General features: G+C 40.6%; 9 protein-coding genes. All 9 read right to left on the reverse strand.

Translation table 11 applies throughout. The features are described from left to right. On the reverse strand, nucleotides 1-218 hold a 218-nt coding region (locus T541_RS21445), incomplete at its 3' end, for a helix-turn-helix domain-containing protein (RefSeq protein ID WP_197025158.1). Nucleotides 219-379: 161 nt separating this feature from the next. Next, nucleotides 380-1156 carry a hypothetical protein gene (locus T541_RS0113465; protein ID WP_026653209.1) on the reverse strand — a complete coding sequence of 259 codons (777 nt, stop codon included), beginning with the start codon at nucleotides 1154-1156 and terminating at the stop codon, nucleotides 380-382. Nucleotides 1157-1159: 3 nt separating this feature from the next. Continuing rightward, the gene (locus tag T541_RS0113470; protein WP_026653210.1) at nucleotides 1160-2242 is read right to left on the reverse strand and encodes a hypothetical protein; all 1083 of its coding nucleotides are present in this window, start codon (nucleotides 2240-2242) and stop codon (nucleotides 1160-1162) included. Further along, nucleotides 2236-8106: a DUF6531 domain-containing protein gene (locus T541_RS0113475; RefSeq protein ID WP_026653211.1), complete on the reverse strand. Its 5871-nt coding sequence runs from the start codon at nucleotides 8104-8106 to the stop codon at nucleotides 2236-2238. The genes T541_RS0113470 and T541_RS0113475 overlap by 7 nt, the downstream gene beginning before the upstream one ends. A gap of 101 nt (nucleotides 8107-8207) precedes the next feature. After that, nucleotides 8208-12497, reverse strand: coding sequence for a hypothetical protein (locus T541_RS0113480; protein ID WP_026653212.1), 4290 nt, complete (start codon nucleotides 12495-12497; stop codon nucleotides 8208-8210). Nucleotides 12498-12753: 256 nt separating this feature from the next. Then, on the reverse strand, nucleotides 12754-14379 hold the full coding sequence (groL, locus tag T541_RS0113485) for a chaperonin GroEL (RefSeq protein WP_026653213.1): 1626 nt from the start codon (nucleotides 14377-14379) through the stop codon (nucleotides 12754-12756). A 29-nt stretch (nucleotides 14380-14408) separates the two neighbouring features. Beyond that, nucleotides 14409-14693, reverse strand: coding sequence for a co-chaperone GroES (locus T541_RS0113490; RefSeq protein WP_026653214.1), 285 nt, complete (start codon nucleotides 14691-14693; stop codon nucleotides 14409-14411). A gap of 192 nt (nucleotides 14694-14885) precedes the next feature. After that, nucleotides 14886-19439: a PolC-type DNA polymerase III gene (locus T541_RS0113495; protein WP_026653215.1), complete on the reverse strand. Its 4554-nt coding sequence runs from the start codon at nucleotides 19437-19439 to the stop codon at nucleotides 14886-14888. A gap of 45 nt (nucleotides 19440-19484) precedes the next feature. After that, a complete protein-coding gene (ispG, locus tag T541_RS0113500) occupies nucleotides 19485-20540 on the reverse strand; it encodes a flavodoxin-dependent (E)-4-hydroxy-3-methylbut-2-enyl-diphosphate synthase (protein ID WP_026653216.1) in 1056 nt (351 codons plus the stop codon). Between the last annotated feature and the right edge of the window lies 1 nt (nucleotide 20541).

Raw genomic sequence — 20541 nt, forward strand, 5'->3', positions numbered from 1 at the left:
TCCTCTTCAAGACAGGCACGAGCAAAATCAACAACTTCCTGAGTAACCACCTCAGAGTCCCGATGATAAGGCTTCCGTTCATCAGGATGCGTATCGCCTCTGCAATACTTTTTAACGGTCTGCCGGGATATCCCCAGTGTTCTGGCGATGGACCGTATGGATTCGCCGTCATTATAACGGCTACGGATTTGGTAGTAGAGATCCATTTCGACTATCATCACCTTTCTCCCTTCATGATTTTTCATACACAAAAAATCATAAAGGACTTAACACAAGGTGGTAAACTTTTTCGCTAGCGAAATGGATGAAACTGGTCAACTTTTATAATAGCGTTTACAGTCTGTAAATCAAATTCATAAAGTACCTGTCCTTTTAGTTTCTAATACCTTATGTACTTCTTAGATTCGTAGAAATGTCTATAATCTAAATCAGCGTACTGGACTACACCAATTACTTTTTCATCTTCTACAACATAATTGTCTGTAAGGCCTGAGTTTGAAGAATACTTATTAGTTAATGCATCAATATCACCTTTTCTATCCCCAACCTGGTATTTGAAATTTGTTTCTTCTATTTTTTTTGAAAAAACTATTCGGATGCCTTCTTCATTTTCAATTTCTAAAATGTTCTCATCTTGAAAATCCTCATTTCCAACATAATATGCCATTTCAGAAATATTATATTCTCCCTCATCATTTTCAAGCGAATAATACTTTCCTTCAATTTTCACTATAGGCTTACTATTATAATTTCCAATTACAATAATATCCTCTGACGAACGAGCAATTATCGTATCTTGATCATATTCATTATCATGAAACACTAATAAATATTCAGAACTACCATTCTTGTGTTCTTTATAAACAAAAATAACACCTTCATCAAAGCCATAATAATCATTAATTCGTTGCTTATCAGGATTATCCACTACATATATTTCATGTTTTTCCTTTGTATCAACATCATATCTAATTAGTGCAGAATACGAATTATCCTCTTTGTAGAAATAATGATAATAATAAAAGTATTTACAATTTAACTCGTTTGGCCCCAATTCACCAATGTAAGGAACGTATTGCATACGCTTACTAGTGCATCCACAAAGAATCACAAAAAAAAATATTTCCAAAAGTGTAATACTAAATTTCTTAAACATGTACTAATTCTCTACCTTCACTGATCCTACAACCACATAGTTATGTTCATCAAAAATGATAAGCGTATTTCCAATCCAGTTAAAAGACATTTGTTCTTCAGGATTATCTTCAATTTTGTAAATAACGTTTTCTTCTCCTGAATCTAATGAGTGTTCAATAACGTTACCTTTCGAATATAGATAAACTAGACCATTCTTATATCCAATTATCAGCTTTTTATTGCCTCTAATTCTATAAAGAATTTTACTCTCACATGTCTGTAGATCAAACTCATAAAGGACTTCTCCCTTTACTGCTTTATACTCTGTGTGATTCTTAGCTTCATCGAAACGACTAAAATACAGATTTGCATATTGAACAATACCGATTACTTTTCCATCTTCTACAACATAATTATCAGAAAGTGCTGATTTTGGAGCATATTTACTATCTAGTGCATCTATAGTTCCTGTCTTGTCACCTATCTGGTATTTATACTCTACTTCCCTATATTTCTTAGAAAAAACAGCTTTAACACCATCCTCTGCCTCAATTTCTAGAATACTTTCGTATTGAGGAGTCTCATCCTCATCCGGAGCAGAAGTTTCTTCAAGTGAATACTCACCTGCATTTTCTTCTAAGAAATAATACTTATCAGCCACCTTAACCCTTAATCCATCTTTACTTTTATCAAAAATGATTTCTTCTTCCGAGCATATTATAGTCTGGTCCTGTTCGGATTCATTATCATGAAATAATAAGGTATATTCGTAATAATTTGGCTTATCAGTAAATTTCTTATACTCACTAATAATAAAATAAACTCCAGAATCAAAACCATAATAATCATCAATACGCTGATTATCAGGATTATCTAATACATATATTTCGTAATCTTCCATGATGTCTACATCAAACCTTGCTAGTACAGAATAAAAATATGGCTCTTTTCTCACATAATGATAATAGTATTTTTCACTTAATTCATTAGGTCCATATTGACGTATATATGAAATATATTCTGCATGCTTACTATTAAACGTACATCCAACAAGTGTTGAAATAATCACTATAACCACAATGATATATTTATACTTCTTTAACATACTTTTTCCTCTTTTTCAGGATAATCCCCTAAATCATTTTCACTTATTCCTATTACTACAATAGGCTTCGAATTATCGTATTCTCCAGTAGCTTCAATCGCTTCTTCAATAGAATCATATTGTTCATTAGGATTACCAGCATTATGCGTTACATAATATGTATTTCCGTCAGCATCAGTCTTTTTCTCAATATTTATATAATGCAAGGCAGCTGTAACATCATCCTCATTATTGTATAGCATAACGATTAAAGTATCACTGTCTTCGGCCATTTTGCCAATTTCATCAAAATCATTTGTTGCTGTGTAACTAACATCATACATCGGGTCTTCTGCAAAATAATTGATTATAGCCAGAGGAGATGTTCCCAACACCCCATTCAACACAGCTCCGTCTTTCTCATACTCAGAAATAAGATTTGCAACTTCCTCATCGGTCAGATATATCCCCATAGCATGTAGCGCATTGATAGTTGCAATTATTCCGCATCCTGCATTTTTCATATTATTATTGCCATACAAAACTTTTTCCCAACTAGATTGATTCTCAATAAAATATCTTGCATCATAAACATTTTTTATCTCATCAAGATTTATTTCCAAATTTTTACTAGTTGTACCATCGGATATAATACTAACTTTAGATAGCACGGCCATTACAAGGGCTACAACTTCATTAGGAACATTATGAGGAATATATCCTTTCAATATTTGCTCTATATCAGATAATGATATTCCAAATAGCTTTGCTAATATCACTAATTCTGTAGGTGGAATAATCGCCATTAGCGAAAGCCCCAACCCCACCAAAACACCATTATAATATCCACCTTCCGATGAGCTACCTGTAGGATAAGTGCCTTTGCCATTTGCTTCATGTGGTAATGATCTGCCAGAAAAGCCATCTGCCTGCTCGTTATTAGTATTTGAACAAGTTGGATATAAACCATTTCTATCTACATAGTCTTTAGGAGCATTGAAGCAGTAAATGTAATGGTTGATTGAATCAGGTATATCGAGAAGTCCTCTTACCTTATCCTCTCCTGTAAATCTTCCAGTCTCTGGATCATAGCTTCTTGCCTGGGCAAAGTAGAGGCCATTCTCCTCTTCTCTGTAGCCTGTGAATGTAAATGGCTGAATAAGGCTGTCGACAAGAGCATCACCTGTACTTGCAGTATTTGATGCATTCACAGTTTTTCCAGTTGCTACATTTACTCTTTTACCGAATACATCATAAGCATAGGCGTCAGATGAGGTTCCATTTGTGTCTGTAAGGTACATGGTGCTTCCAAGCTCATCAAGAAGGTAGTATGAGTTTGTATTCTCTTTTTCCATGCTGACTATCTTGTCATCATATATGAACATAGATGTCTTGCCATTTACAGACTGAGCAAGAAGGTTATTGTAATCCATTGTGATGTCAGTGAGGTATGAAATTTCACTATTAACGGACTTTTTGCTAACTCTCTGTCCAAGATAGTTATAGTCATAGTAAGTAGACTGGTCCATTGAAGGATCAGTTTTTACCTGAGCTTTTTCAAGAAGATTTCTTGCACTATATGTGTACTCTCTATCAAGTACATCGTTCTTATACTCTGCAACAAGGTTTCCGCGATTATCATACGAGTATGTTGTGATAACAGGTGTAGGATTTAAAACGCTCTGGTCACTCTTAGAGACAAGTCTATCCTGAGCATCATATGAATAGATAGTCTTAATATCGTTCTCTGTTTTGCTTGTTCTATTACCGAAGGCATCGTATGTGAAAGAAGAAAGAGCTTCTCCTTCTCTTGTTACTGCTTCAAGACGACCTACTTCATCATAGCTATAAGCATAGATACCACTTACATTGTCGAGATTTCTTCTAAATTTCTCGATGACTGTTTTATTACCTTTCTCGTTGTAAGTGTATGCAAATCTATCCAGGACGCCTTCTTTATCAGTGTTTGTGAGTGTCTTTAACAGACCTCCCTGATAGTAATCATAGGAAGTCGTTGTTCCGTTAGGGAAGGATTTCTTTATAAGTCTTGCATTTGAATCATAGTAGTACTGTACTGAGCCTGTTTCTGCGTTAAGGTCGCTAAGTTCAACAAGCTTTCTGAAAGCATCGTACTTGTATTCAAGTCTCTTTCCATCTGGATAGATAATGGCTGTCTTGGCATCATCCGGGCCGTATTCATAGCCTACGCTCTGTCCATCTGGAGTGGTTACCATAATAGTTCTACCTACAGAGTCTGACTCAATCTTTGTGATTCCAAGATGGTCCTGAACCTGCTTAAGGGTATAAAGGGCATCATAGCTGTATTTAATCTCTTCACCGTTGGAATACTTGATGCCGATGATGTTGCCGTTGTTATCTCTTGTGTAGATTGTCTCGTTACCATCACGGTCTATCTCCGCACAGAGTTCACCCTTTCTGTCATACTTATAGATATCTTTATTTCCAAGGGCATCTGTTACGCTGATGACTTTTCCAGAAAGATCATGGGTATAGATAGTTACATGGCCTTTTCTATCAACCTGAGGATACGCATGGCTATCCTGTAGTTCAACGTCTGCATCACTCTTAGTTCCATCAAATCTCTCAGCTTTGCAAAGAAGATCCAGTTCGTTGTAGGTATATCTTGTCTCGTTGCCAAGAGCATCGATTATGCTGCAAAGCTTACCAGTTCCTGTATAAGCGTACTTTGTAACAGCACCGCAGTCTTTCTTTGTGGTTACTCTTCCCATTGAATCATAAGAGTATTCGATGATTCTACCGTTGGATGAGGTTGTCTTTGTTACTCTTCCAGCCTTGTCGTACTCGTAGTTTAGAGTGAAGCCATCTCTTTCTACCTGAGTTGCCATTCTTCCCAGGTCGTCGTAAGAATACTCGTTTATTGTGATCTCTACATCTTCATCTGCCTTTGCTCTCTGGGTAACCTTAATAAGCAGGTTATTATCATAGTGATTCTCAGTGATAATGCCTGATGCATCTGTTGTTGTCTTAAGATTGCCATTCTTATCAAAGGTGTAAGATATTGATCTTCCTGCTGGATCTGTTGTCTTAATAAGCCTGTTAAGGCCGTCGTATTCATTTATTGTCTGTCCACCAAGGGCATCTGTCTTGCAGATAAGATTATCGTTCTTATCATACTTGTAAGTTGTTACATTGCCCTCGCCGTCTGTTTCAGTCTTTATACGGTTCTTTCCGTCATAGGTGTAGGTCTTATTTACAGAAATGACTTCAAGCTTGTCTCCTGCTGAGCTTACTACATGCCCTTCTGTAAGGACATTTCCCATCTTGTCATGAGTGTACTTAGTTACTCTATTCTCAGGATCTGTTACTGATACTCTGTTTCCAAGAAGGTCGTACTTATATCTGATCTCTCCGCCATTTGGAAGTATGATCCTTTCCTCCTGCCACATGGTGTTGTAGGCCATATAAGTGGTTCGTCCATCTTCATCGGTAAAAGCAGCTACTTTACCAATCTCGTTGTACTGCCATGTCTTCTTAGTACCATCTGGGTTAATGGTCTCAGTAAGAAGGCCTGCCTTGTTGTAGGCATGGCGTGTGACATTTCCCATAGGGTCTGTTACTGAAGTAATATTGCCATTTTCATCATATGTGTAGCTCGTCTCGTTTCCATCATTATCAATGGACTTAATGGCTCTGCCAAGTGAGTCGTACTCGTAGCTGGTCTTCTTTCCTGAAGGCTCTGTTACTGATGCGATGTTTCCATTATCGTCGTAGGTATATTTAGTTTTTTTACCAAAGCCGTCTCTTGTATCAACAAGTCTTCCATCAACGTAGTCGTATTTAATCTTGTTACCTTCTGGATCTGTGATGCTGTAAAGATTTCCTTCAAGGTCATATCTGTACTTATACTTGTTGCCCTCTGAATCTTTCTTTGAAGTCATGTGACCTTCTGCATCATAAGTGATGGTCTCATGAAGGCCTTCCGGGCCAATAGTGCTGACAAGTCGTCCTCTGTTATCGTAAAGGTGTCTCGTAACAAAACCATTTCTGTCAGTTACTGTGGTCTTCTGATTCTTGTCGTTGTAAGTGAATTTCTCTTCGATGAGGTACTTATCTGATTCATTTTCTTTTTCACCAATAAAAGAATCTGTACCCTCCATCGTCATCTGACCTGGTCTGATGCCCACATATCTTGTTCCAACGTGTCTTCCAAATTCATCAGAAAGGTACTGAACCTTGCATCCATTCTGCTCTGTTGCAGTTGTGATGCGGTTCTCATCGTCATACTCATAAGACATCTCACCACCGTCTGGGAAAGACTGATGGATGACACGTCTCTTTTCATCGTATTTATTTTCAAGGGATACAACTCCATCTGGGCTCTTGATGCTAATGATAAGGCCCTTGTCATCGTAGTCATATTCTCTTTTAGCTCCGTTAGGATATGTTACAGATACAAGGAAATAGCGCTTAGTATCTGCAGCAATTGTTGTCTCGTATTCGTAAGCACAGGTTCTTCCAGCATGGTCTGTGATCTCTGTAAGAATTCCATCTTCGTTGTACTTAAGAGAAAGGCTTGTTCTATCCTTGGTTGTAACTTTTACAGGAAGTGCTGTATCTGTACCTGATACAGTGACCAGTGTGTAATCAATCTTGGTGTGCTCACCATTGTTATCGCCTTTGGATACAAGGAATCCGTCAAGATCATACATGTCGTAGGAGTTGTCATCTCTTGTGATCACATATCCGGTCTGAGTTTCTCTAAGAATGCCTTCTTCGCCGTGAACCTCGAGATACACTTCTTCCTTCTTGATGTTAGCCTTACTAAAGATCAGCTCTCTTCCGTCAAAGGTAGTGAGCCTGATGTCGCCATCCATGTCCTTTTTAAGGCGTACATCAAAAGCACAGCTCCATCCCATTCCAAGGATGCCGCTTTTATCTGACTGGGCGTTGTAGAAGCGTCTGAACTCCAGAGGAAATCTTCCAGGAACTGTAAGGTCAGTTATGTCATTAATGTAGTTACCATTGTTCATATTAACCGGATCGTACTTGATGACCTGGCACTTAGGAACAAGGCCCTTGAGATAGAGACTAAAGTCCTTCATGTACTTGAGGAATTTATTTCTCATCTCTTCACTCATTAGCTCTTTTACGTCTGTCCATTTTACGTTCTGGAAGGTCTCATCGTACCTTGTAAGGTCAAAAGAACCGTCTCCTAGAGCGGCGTTAACGTTCTTAAGATTCTCAAGAAGGACTGGGCAAATTGCCATGAACTCACTTCCAGTAAAGTCATCGCTGTGATCTTCGATGAACTCTAAGAATGTCTTTTCAAACTTCTGAACAAAGCCATCTTCATTCTCAACTGAAACAAAAGCCTCCATAGACTCCTTTGTTGGCTCTGGGTCTGGCTCTGTGAATTTCTTATAGGTAAGAAAAGAACAGCCTGCAATTGCCTCCTGACAGGCATCTCTTGCAGACTTTATAGAATCAGAGGCTTCTCTGAAACCATTGTTGTATTCTGTGTAGTCCTTGATGACTTTATCAAGGTGTTGACTCTTAACAATGGCTGTTTCGCTGGCATCAACTCTCTCATTGAAGTCATCCAGAAGTGATACTTCATCTGAAAGCCTGCTTCCTTCCATCATTCCATGGAGGTGCTCAACAGAATAAATAGCCTCCTCTACGGCCTCAATCTGACGCTCATTAACAAAGGACTTGGCACTTTCTGCCTCTGGTCCCCTGTGCTCTCCGTCATTAACAAAGTCGTTAAGAGCTATCGCTACTTCATTTATGCTCTCTTCAAATGTATCGTAAACTTTGCCACACTCAGCAAAGTAATCCGCTATCTTCTGGTGGTTCCACTCGATGATATCTCCACCTTCAAAACTGTTATTTCCTTCTGACACTTATGTGTCCTCCTTGACATTTAATAATCGTCTTTCCATATAGACAAACCTCATGACCGCTTTGACACGGCCATGAGATATAAACTTAATTGTTATTAAGATTATTCAGATTTCTTTTTATTCTGATAAGCAAATATGCCTGCTCCAGATGCAAGGGCGATTACGCCAAAGCCAATGATGATAAAGATAATGACATTGTTGTTGCTTGGCTTAGGATCTGGGCCAACAGGTGGTACTGGAGGATCGATGATCTCTGTTGTTTCTACTGCAACAGTTACGTTGCTGTATGTAAGTACCTCTTCGTTACCTGCTACGTCTACAGCTACAAGCTTAAGGTCGAATGGCTCTTTGTCTGCCTCTTCAAGAGTAAGGGCGATTGTGCCACCGTTCTGCTCAAGTTCTTCTGCTGTGTAAGATCCTACATGCTTCTCACCTCTGAAGATATCAAAGGTTGTAAGTCCCATATTATCGGCAACGTTGATGTTAACGCCGATTGAACTCTTGTTATATGTTGTGTTTGACTCGATTCCTGTAGTTACGATACTAGGCTTAGTCATATCTACTGCAAAGTTGATCTCTGCATCTCTAGACTTGTTATCCTGAGTATTGGATGCTCTGTCCTTAGTGTAAACAGTTACTGAGTAAACACCGTCTTTAGTAAAGTTCTCGCTACCAAGTGTGTATGTGTAAGTCTTCCAGGTTGTATCTGAACCCTGTGCTGTTACTGTGTAGTCTGAACCCTTGGTAAGCTCTGTAATATCGCCATCGCAGCTGATGGAAATATCTCTGTATGTAAGCTCATCTACGTTGATCTCAGTGATTGTAATGTCCTTAGGATCATTAGTGTAGTACTCTTCGTTAAGAACCTTAGCTGCGTCTCCAAGTACAAATACTGAACCATAACGGTTAACTGAGAATACAAGCTCCTCTTCAGACTCATTTCCTGCAAGGTCATAAACCTTAGCTGTAAGAGTATAGAGGTCATCCATGCTCTTATCATGAGCAAAGTCATCATAGGATACAACAAATCCATCTTCTGTCTCTGTAACAGCGTTTCCAACAGCTACTGGACCGTTGTTAGAACCTGTCATAGTAACAACAGTTGCTTCCATATCCATGTTCTTATCAACATATTTAACTGTAGGAGCTACTGTTCCGTTGTTAGCTGAGTAGTTCTCAACTCCAGAGAAGTTAACTTCTGGTGCAATAGTATCAATTACAAATACATCTGAGATATAGGATGTTGCTGTATTTCCAGCAAGGTCAGTACAGTTGATTACGTAAGCGTATTTACCATCCTGATCAAAGGTCATGTATGCTGTGTTATTAAGGTCTGATGTACTAAAGCTGCCAATTGAAGGGAGCTGTGAACCATCTGAAATAGGCTGCATGCCATACTCTACAAGGTCAGCATCAAATGTAAGGTCTTCAATATCAAGAGTCGCCACTCTTGCCTTGTTGTAGTACATCTGGTTCATTGCATCGTTGTTGGTATATGTAACGTTGACCTTAGGCTCTGTGGTGTCGATGACGAATTCTTCAACTGTTTCCGTTTTCTCGGTACCAAAAATATCATAGGCTGTTACCGTAAAGCTATATATACCATCTTGATTGAATTCTATTGTAGCTGTGTAAACTCCGTCATCACCAGTAAAGCTAGGAGTTGTAACTGATCCATACTTACTCTGAATATTAATCACTGATGTAGATTCATCAAAAGAAATATCTTTTACAGTAATTGTTGCTGTTCTAGCCTTGTTGTAATACTTTCCATTTACTGCCTGATTATTGTCAAAATCAACTGTAAGTTCAGGATCACCTGTATTAACAATAAACCTTGATAATTCTTTTCCTGTTACCTTTGCTCCGTGACCAACAATATCCTTGGCGCAATCTGCATTGAGTATGAATTCGTATGCACCCTCTTCACTGATTGTAAAAGTACACGTTCCACCATTTTCATCCCAAGTCCATTCAGGTGAAACTGATGAACCTGATTCGGATGAATCAAAGTTAGACAATCTAGCTACGCTGATTGCACCTTCAATCGCTTCTATATCAGGATACTTCTCACTTACAGAAATCTTGATAACTACAGTTCCCTTTGTATGTTGGAAATCTCCTTTTGTCACAAAAGAGTTATCGCACTGTACATCTATAGTTGGAGCCTTCTTATCAATTACAATCTTATTACTCTGCTCTGTAGTAACATTTATAGCCTGTTCTTCTGGATCTTTAGAAAGATCTTCCGCAGTTGTTGTAATGAAGAATTCATCCTCACTTTCATCAGCAAGCGAAATATTAAATGAATAAATCATTTGCCAACAACGTTTTCCTATAAGTGATTTATTAAGCTGTTTGCTGGTGAGCTTTCCAATATCTGCATTATCTTTTGTTATTATTGTTTTTCCATCTGCTGTATTAAGGGCATAATTGTCTTTAATGTAAATAGATCCTGTAGCATCAACATCTCTGTAATATCTGGTGTTATCTACAACAATGCTTGTATTATATTCATATTCGATTTTTGGTTTATCATCGTCGAATATAACATGGTCGCTGGCCATTTCGATATATGTGCTGTTGCCGGCCTTATCAACAACTTTTATGCCTTTTACATAGTGCTCCTGATTATCACGTTTTAAAAACTTGATTTTATTACCACTACCTAATTTCTTATTAGATTCCCAATCAGTGTAGTATGTATAATAAGCAATTTCACTTTCCTCCACTGGAGTTGCTTCTGCTTCCGGTTCAACCAAAGTAATGGTAGGAATTGCATATACATCACCATTAACAACATATATTCCTAACTCATTATCCCAACCAGATTTAGCATCATGTGACAGCTTATTACCTTTGGCATTATAAAGATTATATGTTACGGTCGCGTTTGGAGCAGTGCTGTCAATTTTTACATTTATGTCACTAATTATATAATAAGGTTCCGGATCATCATCATCATGATACTCAGCAAATACTTCGATTTTATTATCGCCCTCTTTACAAAGATCTGATAAATCATAATCTAGTTTATATAAATAACCATTAGGAAGAACCTCCAAAGAAAAATTGTCTTCGGGAATTGTATCCTTGTCATCACCACATTTTATAGTTATAGATTCTATAGCATTGCCTGAAGTTCCTCTGATATATAGAACTGGCCTTTTAGCGAAGCTCTCTGTACTACTATTTGCCGTTGTGTACCATATATCACCATTTTTCATGGATAACCCCAAATAATCATCCAGCTGATTCTGATAATATATAGTACAATCCATTTCATATACTTTTTCGTTATTTGATTTGTCTATAGCTTTAATTCCATTGATAGTGTATATTCCCATCTTATCCGGCATCCAGCTATAAGTATTGGATTTGGCATCCTTAGTCATTAGATATTTATCATTTCCTGACAGAACATATACTTTATCAACTCCACTAGCAGCTCTATTATCTGTTCCTTTATCAACAACATCTGCCTTAAATACTAAATCATTTGCTTTATCAGAAAAAATATACTCTCCGACAGTTGGCTTAGGAACAACAACATTACTAATTACAGGCTCAGTACTATCCTTCTTTATAGCAGTTACTTTTATTGCATTTGCTTCACCTACACTATCGTAAACTTCAAAAGTATCGCTACCTTCATATGGGTATGTTTCTCCATCGTATTCGATTTCAACGTAATACAATTCACTTACCGTAAAATCAAACGCAAAGTAATTTGAGTTTAGAACATGATATGTTCCATTACTTGATACTGTGGCATATGTATAATCCACGTAATCAGTTGTCACTCCATTCTCTGTTACAGGTGTGATTTTTCTGATGTTTGTCTTTAATTCAAAATTCGCTTCATCTGGAGCATCAATTGTAATGTCAATATCGCTAAACTGTAATTCAAGTGAAGGACTTGCAAGTGCATTAGTAGAAGCAAGTTTAGACTCTGCTAAAAGGTCTTCATCTAAAGATTCTTCAGAAGAAGCCTCATCTGCTGCTTCTTCCTCTTCGCTTGTAGCTTCAGTACTTGCATCGCCTACAGCATCATCGCTGGAGTCACCCTCTGAAGCCTCGCCACTAGCCTCTGTAGATGCCTCGTCACTGGAATCATCTGAGCCCTCTAATGCGTCATCTGATTCAGATGTGTCACCAGTAGCTGCCTCATCACTTGATTCATCCTGTGAACTATTCTCTGTACCCTTGGAATCGTCTGTAGATTCATCGGCAGGTTTCTCCCCATTTGCTGTGTCTTCAGAAGTAGCCTCTGTAGACTCGCTCTCTGCCAATGCGTTAATAGAAACAAAGTTGCTGCATAACAGCGTGGATACCATCATCATTGGTATCACTCTCATCTTGAGATGAGATAAGAATTTTACCCTTTTCATACACCCTCCGTTAAGCCTTATAATTTTGAGCATTTATAATGATGAAAAAAATGAAATTATAAAAATTTTATAAACTCAAAATTGAGTATATCGCATAAATCATGGGCTCGCAATAAATTTTTAAGCGTTTATTAAAATTATGAAATTTTGGAGCACATATTTGATGCGTTTTCTCGGGCGTAAAAAAGCGCAGCCCCAGGCATACCCGAGACTGCGCTCCGTAATATTTTAAACCACGGATGGTTTCCTTATTCTATTACATTCCCATGCCCATTCCTGCGCCGCCTGCTGGCATTGGAGGAACTGGCTCTTTAACTGTTGCAACAGCAGCCTCTGTTGTAAGGAAGCTTGATGCAACTGATGTAGCGTTCTGAAGAGCTGAACGTGTAACCTTAGCAGGATCGATGATTCCGTCCTTAACCATGTCAACGTACTCTTCTGAGTAAGCGTTGAAGCCGATGCCCTGCTTAGACTCTTTAACCTTGTTAACGATTACAGATCCGTCGAGACCAGCGTTGTTAGCGATGTGGTAAAGAGGAGCCTCAAGAGCCTTAAGAACAACTCTTGCACCTGTCTTCTCGTCGCCTTCAAGCTTAGCAGCCAGCTTCTCAACTTCCTTAGAAGCGTGAATGTAAGCAGAACCACCACCGAAGATGATACCCTCTTCTACAGCAGCTCTTGTTGCGTTAAGAGCATCTTCCATTCTGTACTTAGCTTCCTTCATCTCTGTCTCTGTAGCAGCACCAACTCTGATAACTGCAACACCGCCAGCGAGCTTAGCAAGTCTCTCCTGAAGCTTTTCTCTATCGAAATCAGATGTTGTCTCCTCGATCTGCTTCTTGATCTGAGATACTCTAGCCTTGATGTCGTCCTTGTTGCCAAGTCCATCAACGATAGTTGTCTTCTCTTTCTCAACCTTGATGCTCTTAGCACGTCCAAGGTCATCCATTGTTGTATCCTTAAGCTCAAGGCCAAGATCTGAAGAAATAACCTTACCGCCTGTAAGTATAGCGATATCCTCAAGCATAGCCTTTCTACGATCACCATAACCAGGAGCCTTAACAGCTACTACGTTAAATGTTCCACGGAGCTTGTTAACGATAAGAGTTGTAAGAGCCTCACCATCAACATCCTCAGCGATGATAAGGAGCTTAGAACCAGTCTTAACGATCTGCTCAAGAAGTGGAAGGATATCCTGGATGTTAGAGATCTTCTTATCTGTGATAAGGATGAATGGATCATCAAGTGTAGCTTCCATCTTGTCCATATCTGTAGCCATGTAAGCTGAGATATATCCTCTGTCGAACTGCATACCTTCTACAAGGTCAAGCTCTGTCTGCATTGTCTTAGACTCTTCGATTGTGATAACACCATCGTTAGAAACCTTCTCCATTGCATCAGCGATCATCTGTCCAACTTCATCATCTCCTGATGATACAGCTGCAACTCTCATGATCTGGTCCTTACCCTTAACCTTTGTAGCCATCTTGCTGATAGACTCAACAGCGCACTCTGTAGCCTTCTTCATACCCTTTCTAAGAACGATTGGGTTAGCGCCTGCTGCAAGGTTCTTAACACCCTCATTGATCATAGCCTGTGCAAGAACTGTAGCTGTTGTTGTACCATCACCAGCAACGTCGTTAGTCTTTGTAGCTACTTCCTTAACAAGCTGAGCGCCCATGTTCTCATAAGCATCCTCAAGCTCGATCTCTTTAGCGATTGTAACACCATCGTTAGTGATTGTTGGTGCACCGTATGATTTATCAAGAACTACGTTTCTTCCCTTAGGTCCGATTGTAACTCTTACTGTATCAGCAAGCTTATTAACGCCTTCTACCATAGCTGTGCGGGCGTCTGCGCCGTACTTAATTGTCTTTGCCATTTTAATTGCCTCCAAGTTTTATATTTCAATTATTTGATAATTGCAAGGATATCGTTCTGCTTAACGATGATGTATGTTACGTCATCAAGCTTAACTTCTGTTCCAGCATATTTAGAATAGATAACGTTGTCACCCTTCTTAACCTGCATCTTAACTTCTTTACCATCAACGATTCCGCCAGGTCCTACAGCGATAACTTCTGCCTGCTGTGGCTTCTCCTTCTCTGCTCCTGGAAGAACAATTCCTGACTTAGTAGTCTCCTCAGCCTCAAGAGCCTTAAGTACAACTCTGTCTGCAAGTGGTTCTAACTTCATGATTAAAGCCTCCTTTATATGTTAAAATAAATATCTTTTACTATTTGTTAGCACTCTAATGTTTTGAGTGCTAACCTCTAAGAACATATACTACTTGCTTAGTGCATGTTCTGCAAGTGGATGTTTTTTGGTATATCAAAAGATATCTCTATATAGCTCCCACTTTCTCTCTTAATCTTCGTTTTTCTACCGTTATCCCTTCATAAGGTCGAAAATACTGATCTGGTTGGAGTCTGGAATGTCTCCAAGTAGACCCATATCAGACATTTTGTCGATAACAGTCTGAGGACACTTGGTCCTTTGTCTGAAGTCATCCTTAGACAGGAAAGGCCCGTCTTTAGCAGCTTCCACGATCTGGTCTGCGGCCTTTTCACCCATACCATCAATACTTGTAAGTGCTGGCATGATCTTATCACCAATAACCTGGAAGTCTCTGGACTTAACCTTGAAGATGTCGATAGGCATGAATTCAATACCTCTTTCATACATCTCCTCTACAAGCCTCATATCACCGTATTCAGCCTGCTGAGCATTGGTAAGCTCATCCTTCCTGTTCTGATAATCTCTCATAATGGCATGAAGATGATTCTCTCCAAGACACATATGCTCATAGTTGAAGGCCTTAGCTCTTATACTAAACCAGGCAGCATAGAACGCCTGAGGTATATAAACCTTAAAGTAAGCGATTCTCCAGGCCATCATAACGTAAGCGGCAGCATGAGCCTTAGGGAACATGTACTTGATCTTTTCACAGGACCAGATGTACCAGTCTGGCACGCCGTGTTCTGTCATGTCCTTTTTCCACTCAGGCCAGTTGCCTTCCTTACCCTTGGCAACCTTACCCTTACGGACAGCCTCCATGATCTTGAAGGACTCAGACTTATCAAGGCCCTTCTGGATCAGGTAGATCATGATATCATCTCGACAACAGATACAGGTATCGATGGTGGCTGTGCCCTCCTGAATAAGGGTCTGAGCGTTACCAAGCCATACGTCCGTACCATGAGAAAGACCTGAAATACGGATAAGATGGGACAAGGATGAAGGCTTGGCATCGATAACCATCTGCATAGCGAAGTCTGTACCAAACTCAGGAAGTCCAAGACATCCAAGCTTAGTTCCGCCAAGCTGCTCCGGTGTTACGTTAAGAGCAGTTGTGTTCATAAACAGGCTCATAACATTCTTATCATCCAGTGGCACCAGCTTAGGATCAAGACCTGTGCAGTCCTGAAGGAATCTGATCATGGTAGGATCATCGTGTCCGAGAATATCAAGCTTAAGCAGGTTGTGGTCGATGGAGTGATAATCGTAGTGTGTAGTTATGGTAGCCGTTGTCATATCGTTGGCAGGGTGCTGAACAGGGCAAAAAGAGTTAATGTCCTCTCCCACAGGAAGAACGATGATTCCACCCGGGTGCTGACCTGTACCTCTTCTAATACCGGTACATCCCTGAACAATACGGTTAATCTCACTCTTTCTCTTACTTACGCCGATTCCGTCGTAATATTTTTTTACAAAGCCGTAGGCTGTCTTATCGGCAAGAGAAGCTATGGTTCCAGCTCTGAAGGTCTGGCCGTAACCAAAGATAACCTCTGTATACTTGTGGGCCTTGGACTGATACTCACCTGAGAAGTTAAGGTCGATATCAGGCTCCTTGTCTCCCTTGAATCCAAGGAAGGTCTCGAAAGGAATGTCAAAGCCGTCCTTATACATCATGGTTCCGCACTTAGGGCATCTCTTATCTGGCATATCGCAGCCGGAATTACCACCAAAGGCAAGAACCTCTTCTGAATCAAAGTCACTGTATTTACACTTAGGGCACACGTAGTGCGGGCTAAGGGAGTTAACCTCTGTAATACCAGAAGTGAAGGCAACGAAGGAGGATCCAACGGAACCACGGGAACCTACCAGGTATCCGTCCTCATTGGACTTCCAAACCAGCTTCTGGGCAATGATATACATAACGGCGAATCCGTTCTTGATAATAGAGTTAAGCTCTCTTTCAAGACGCTCCTGAACTATCTCAGGAAGCTCGTCGCCGTAGATCTGATGAGCCTTGTCGTAACAGATCTTGGTCAGGATCTCATCAGAATTCTCAATGACAGGAGGACATTTATCAGGGCGTACCGGAGATATACTCTCGCACATATCCAGGATCTTCCTGGTGTTGTCGATGACAATCTCCCTGGCCTTATCGCCGCCCAGGTAGTCAAACTCCTCCATCATTTCATCTGTAGTTCTAAGGTAAAGAGGAGCAGGCTCCTCATCATCCATACCCTTACCAGCCATAATAATGGTTCTGTAGATCTCATCCTCAGGATCAAGGAAATGGGCATCACAGGTAGCAACAACGGGCTTGTTAAACTCTTCTCCCAGCTTAACAATCTCTTTGTTAATCTCTCTGATATCATCGTCGCTATTGATGTCTTCGTATCTCTCAGAGCCCACCATGAAGTGGTTGTTGGCAACAGGCTGGATTTCCAGATAGTCATAGAAATCAACTAGTCTTGCGATTTCTTCAGGTGGCCTTCCCTCAACAACAGCGCCGTAGAGCTCACCTGCGCAGCAGGCGCTTCCTACGATAAGGCCCTCTCTGTACTTGATAAGCTCACTCTTAGGAATAAGAGGGAATCTTCTAAAGTAGTCGATATGGGACTTACTTACAAGGGTATAAAGATTAACTCTGCCAAGGGTGTTCTTGGCAAGGATAATGCAGTGGTTAGGGCGAAGGTGCCTTATCATCTCAGGAGTTGGCTTACCAAGGATGTTAACGTCGGTAAGGGTCTTGGCATCCTTCTCCTCAAGCATAGGCACGAATTTATTAAAGATAAGAGCTGTACACTCCGCATCATCAACAGCTCTGTGGTGGTGATCAAGAACAACGTTAAGGGTCTTGGCCACTGCATCAAGGGTGTGCTTAGCCTGCAGTGGGAAGAAGTATCTTGAAAGCCACAGTGTATCTACTGTTGTATAATCCGCATCAATTCCCAGCTCTTTACAGTTCTGGTTAATAAAGCTGATATCAAAGCCAACGTTGTGTCCTACAAGAACTGCGTCCTTACAGAACTCAACGAACTTAGGAATGATAACCTCTCTGGTTGGGGCATCCATAACCATCTCATCATTGATGCTGGTGAGCTTCTCGATTCTGTATGGAATCGGAACCTGTGGATTGATAAACTCAGAGAATCTCTCAACGATCTCGCCATTCCTGATCTTAACGGCACCAATCTCGATAATCTTATTCTTAATAGGCGAAAAGCCTGTGGTCTCTATATCAAATACAACGAAGGTTGTGTCTCTAAGGGGCTGACCCTTGTCGTTTACAACTATTTCCTTAAGGTCATCAACAAGATAAGCCTCTACGCCCAGGATCAGTTTAAAGAAATCCTGTCTGTCGATAGGAGGCTCTCCAGCCTCTTTCCTTCTCTTTTTCTCATCAGAATAAAGATCTTCCCAGACGTGGTTAGCATCTGTAAGAGCCTGAACTACGCCGTGGTCAGTGATGGCGATACCTGGCATTCCCCACTTATAGGCCTGCTTAACGATGTCCTTAACCTCAGAAACACCGTCCATATCACTCATCTTGGTATGGCAGTGAAGCTCTACTCTCTTAACATCTGCAAGGTCCTTCCTCTTAGTAGTAAAGTCAGGGATCTTCTTAACGCCAGAAACCGACTGAATTGACAGCTCATGATCAAACTTATCAACGGCGGCAATACCCTTTATCTTAACGAAGGCGCCTGGCTTAATGTCCTTGCAGATATCAGGCACATCCTCGGTCTTAACGAACATCTTAACTGTGATGGTATCTGTAAAGTCAGTAACGTCATAGATGAGGATACTCTTCTCGTTTCTGATATCTCTTTTATCAAAGGATGAAATCTGGCCGTGGATTGTGACCTCTCCAAGCTCGCCCACAAGGTCCACCAGCTTCATAGCTTCATCGTCAAAGTCACGTCCAAAAACAACGTCCGGATTGTCAGATCTCTTATAGCTTCCGCCAAAGTCACGCTTTCCAAAGGATTTACCCTTAGTAAAGGTCTGCTTAGCTCCTGCCTGAGGATTGCCAGCGCCTGCCCCTGCACTCTGAGCCTCCTTGGCCTCTTTAGCTTCCTGCTTCTGTCTTTCCTTTTCTTCCTTCTGAAGTCTCTTTTCCTCAGACTTCTTCTCAGCATCTTCAAGCTTCTGCATAAGCTTGGCTGACTCTGCAGAATAGTCTGGCTCTTCAGTGTCCTTATCTACCTGGATGAATTCAGGCGAAAAGGTGGCATCAAGACCGCACCTTTCATTGACGATCTTGGACAGTACTCTAATAAGGTCAGGAGCCTTCTTCTGACCTATAACGCTGTCTTCAAGCTGCATTATTACGTTGTTTTCATCTGGGTATGAAAAAGAAGCAGAACGAAAAAGACTATACTCAATATGGTCATAGTCTTTAAGTTCCATCTCGATGCTCTCTCTATAAAGATCCAAAAGGTTCTCAGGAGTATACTGGGCAGAAAGACTGAACTTCTCGTAAATCTTAACAGTAAGGTCCTGATTGCCAAATAACTGCTTCTTGATATTGTTCTCAGTCTTGATGATGTCTGACTTATCAATTAGCTTGTTACTTGAAATATATATTCGAATAAAATCCTGTTTCCTTGTGGTGGAGACTTTGGTAACCTCCGTCTGCTCCATGGCCTCACTGGTTCGTGAGTCCAACTTCAAGGCAGGAAAAACGTCAAAGAAACTTTTCCCCATAGCTCCCCTTTATAATACATCCATGTCGCGTCTGTTCGACTAATATTACTTATTCCAATTATCCAACTCTTCCTTAAGTACGGTAAGAAGCTGGTCCTCTTTCACTTTCTTAATGATCTCGCCCTTCTTAATCAGGAGTCCTTCACCATCGCCTCCTGCGATTCCGATGTCGGCTTCCTTGGCTTCTCCAGGGCCATTTACAGCGCAGCCCATAACTGCAACCTTGATGTCCAGAGGATAGCTCTGAACCATGGTTTCAACCTGGTTAGCAAGGCCAATAAGATCAATTCTGGTTCTTCCGCAGGTTGGGCAGGAAACAACTTCGATTCCGCCCTTTCTGATGCCAAGGAATCTAAGGATATACTTGGCACTCTTGATTTCTTCAACAGGATCTCCTGAAAGAGATACTCTGATGGTATCGCCAATGCCCTTATTAAGGATGATTCCAAGGCCCATGGCAGACTTAATGTTACCGCCATATACTGTTCCAGCCTCAGTAATACCAACGTGAAGAGGATACTTACACTCCTTGGCAAGAAGGTCGTGAGCCTCTACACAAAGTGGCACGTTAGATGACTTAATGCTGACAACCATGTTGTCGTAACCAAGATCCTCGATGATACCGATCTTATCAAGGGCACTCTCAACGAGACCCTTGGCTGTCACACCGTGGTATTTCTCCACAAGCTCTTTTTCCAGAGAACCAGAGTTAACGCCTACTCTGATAGGAATGTTCCTCTCCTTGGCACAGGATACAACAGCTGCAATCCTGTCCTTGGAGCCGATGTTACCTGGATTGATTCTGATCTTGTCAGCGCCGTTCTCCATGGCAGCAATGGCCATCTTGTAATCAAAATGAATATCTGCAACAAGAGGAATGCTGATTTGCTTCTTGATCTCAGCAACAGCCTTGGCTGCCTCAAGGGTTGGAACTGTACATCTGATAATGTCGCAGCCTGCAGCCTCAAGGCGATGGATCTGCTCCACAGTTGCCTTAACATCCTCTGTTCGTGTATTAGTCATGGACTGAATGAGGATTGGATTGCCTCCACCTATCACTCTGTCTCCAATATGAACAACCTTAGTATTATCTCTATACATT

Origin of the sequence: Butyrivibrio proteoclasticus P6B7 (assembly GCF_000622085.1) — a bacterium.
Classification (GTDB): domain Bacteria; phylum Bacillota; class Clostridia; order Lachnospirales; family Lachnospiraceae; genus Butyrivibrio; species Butyrivibrio proteoclasticus_A.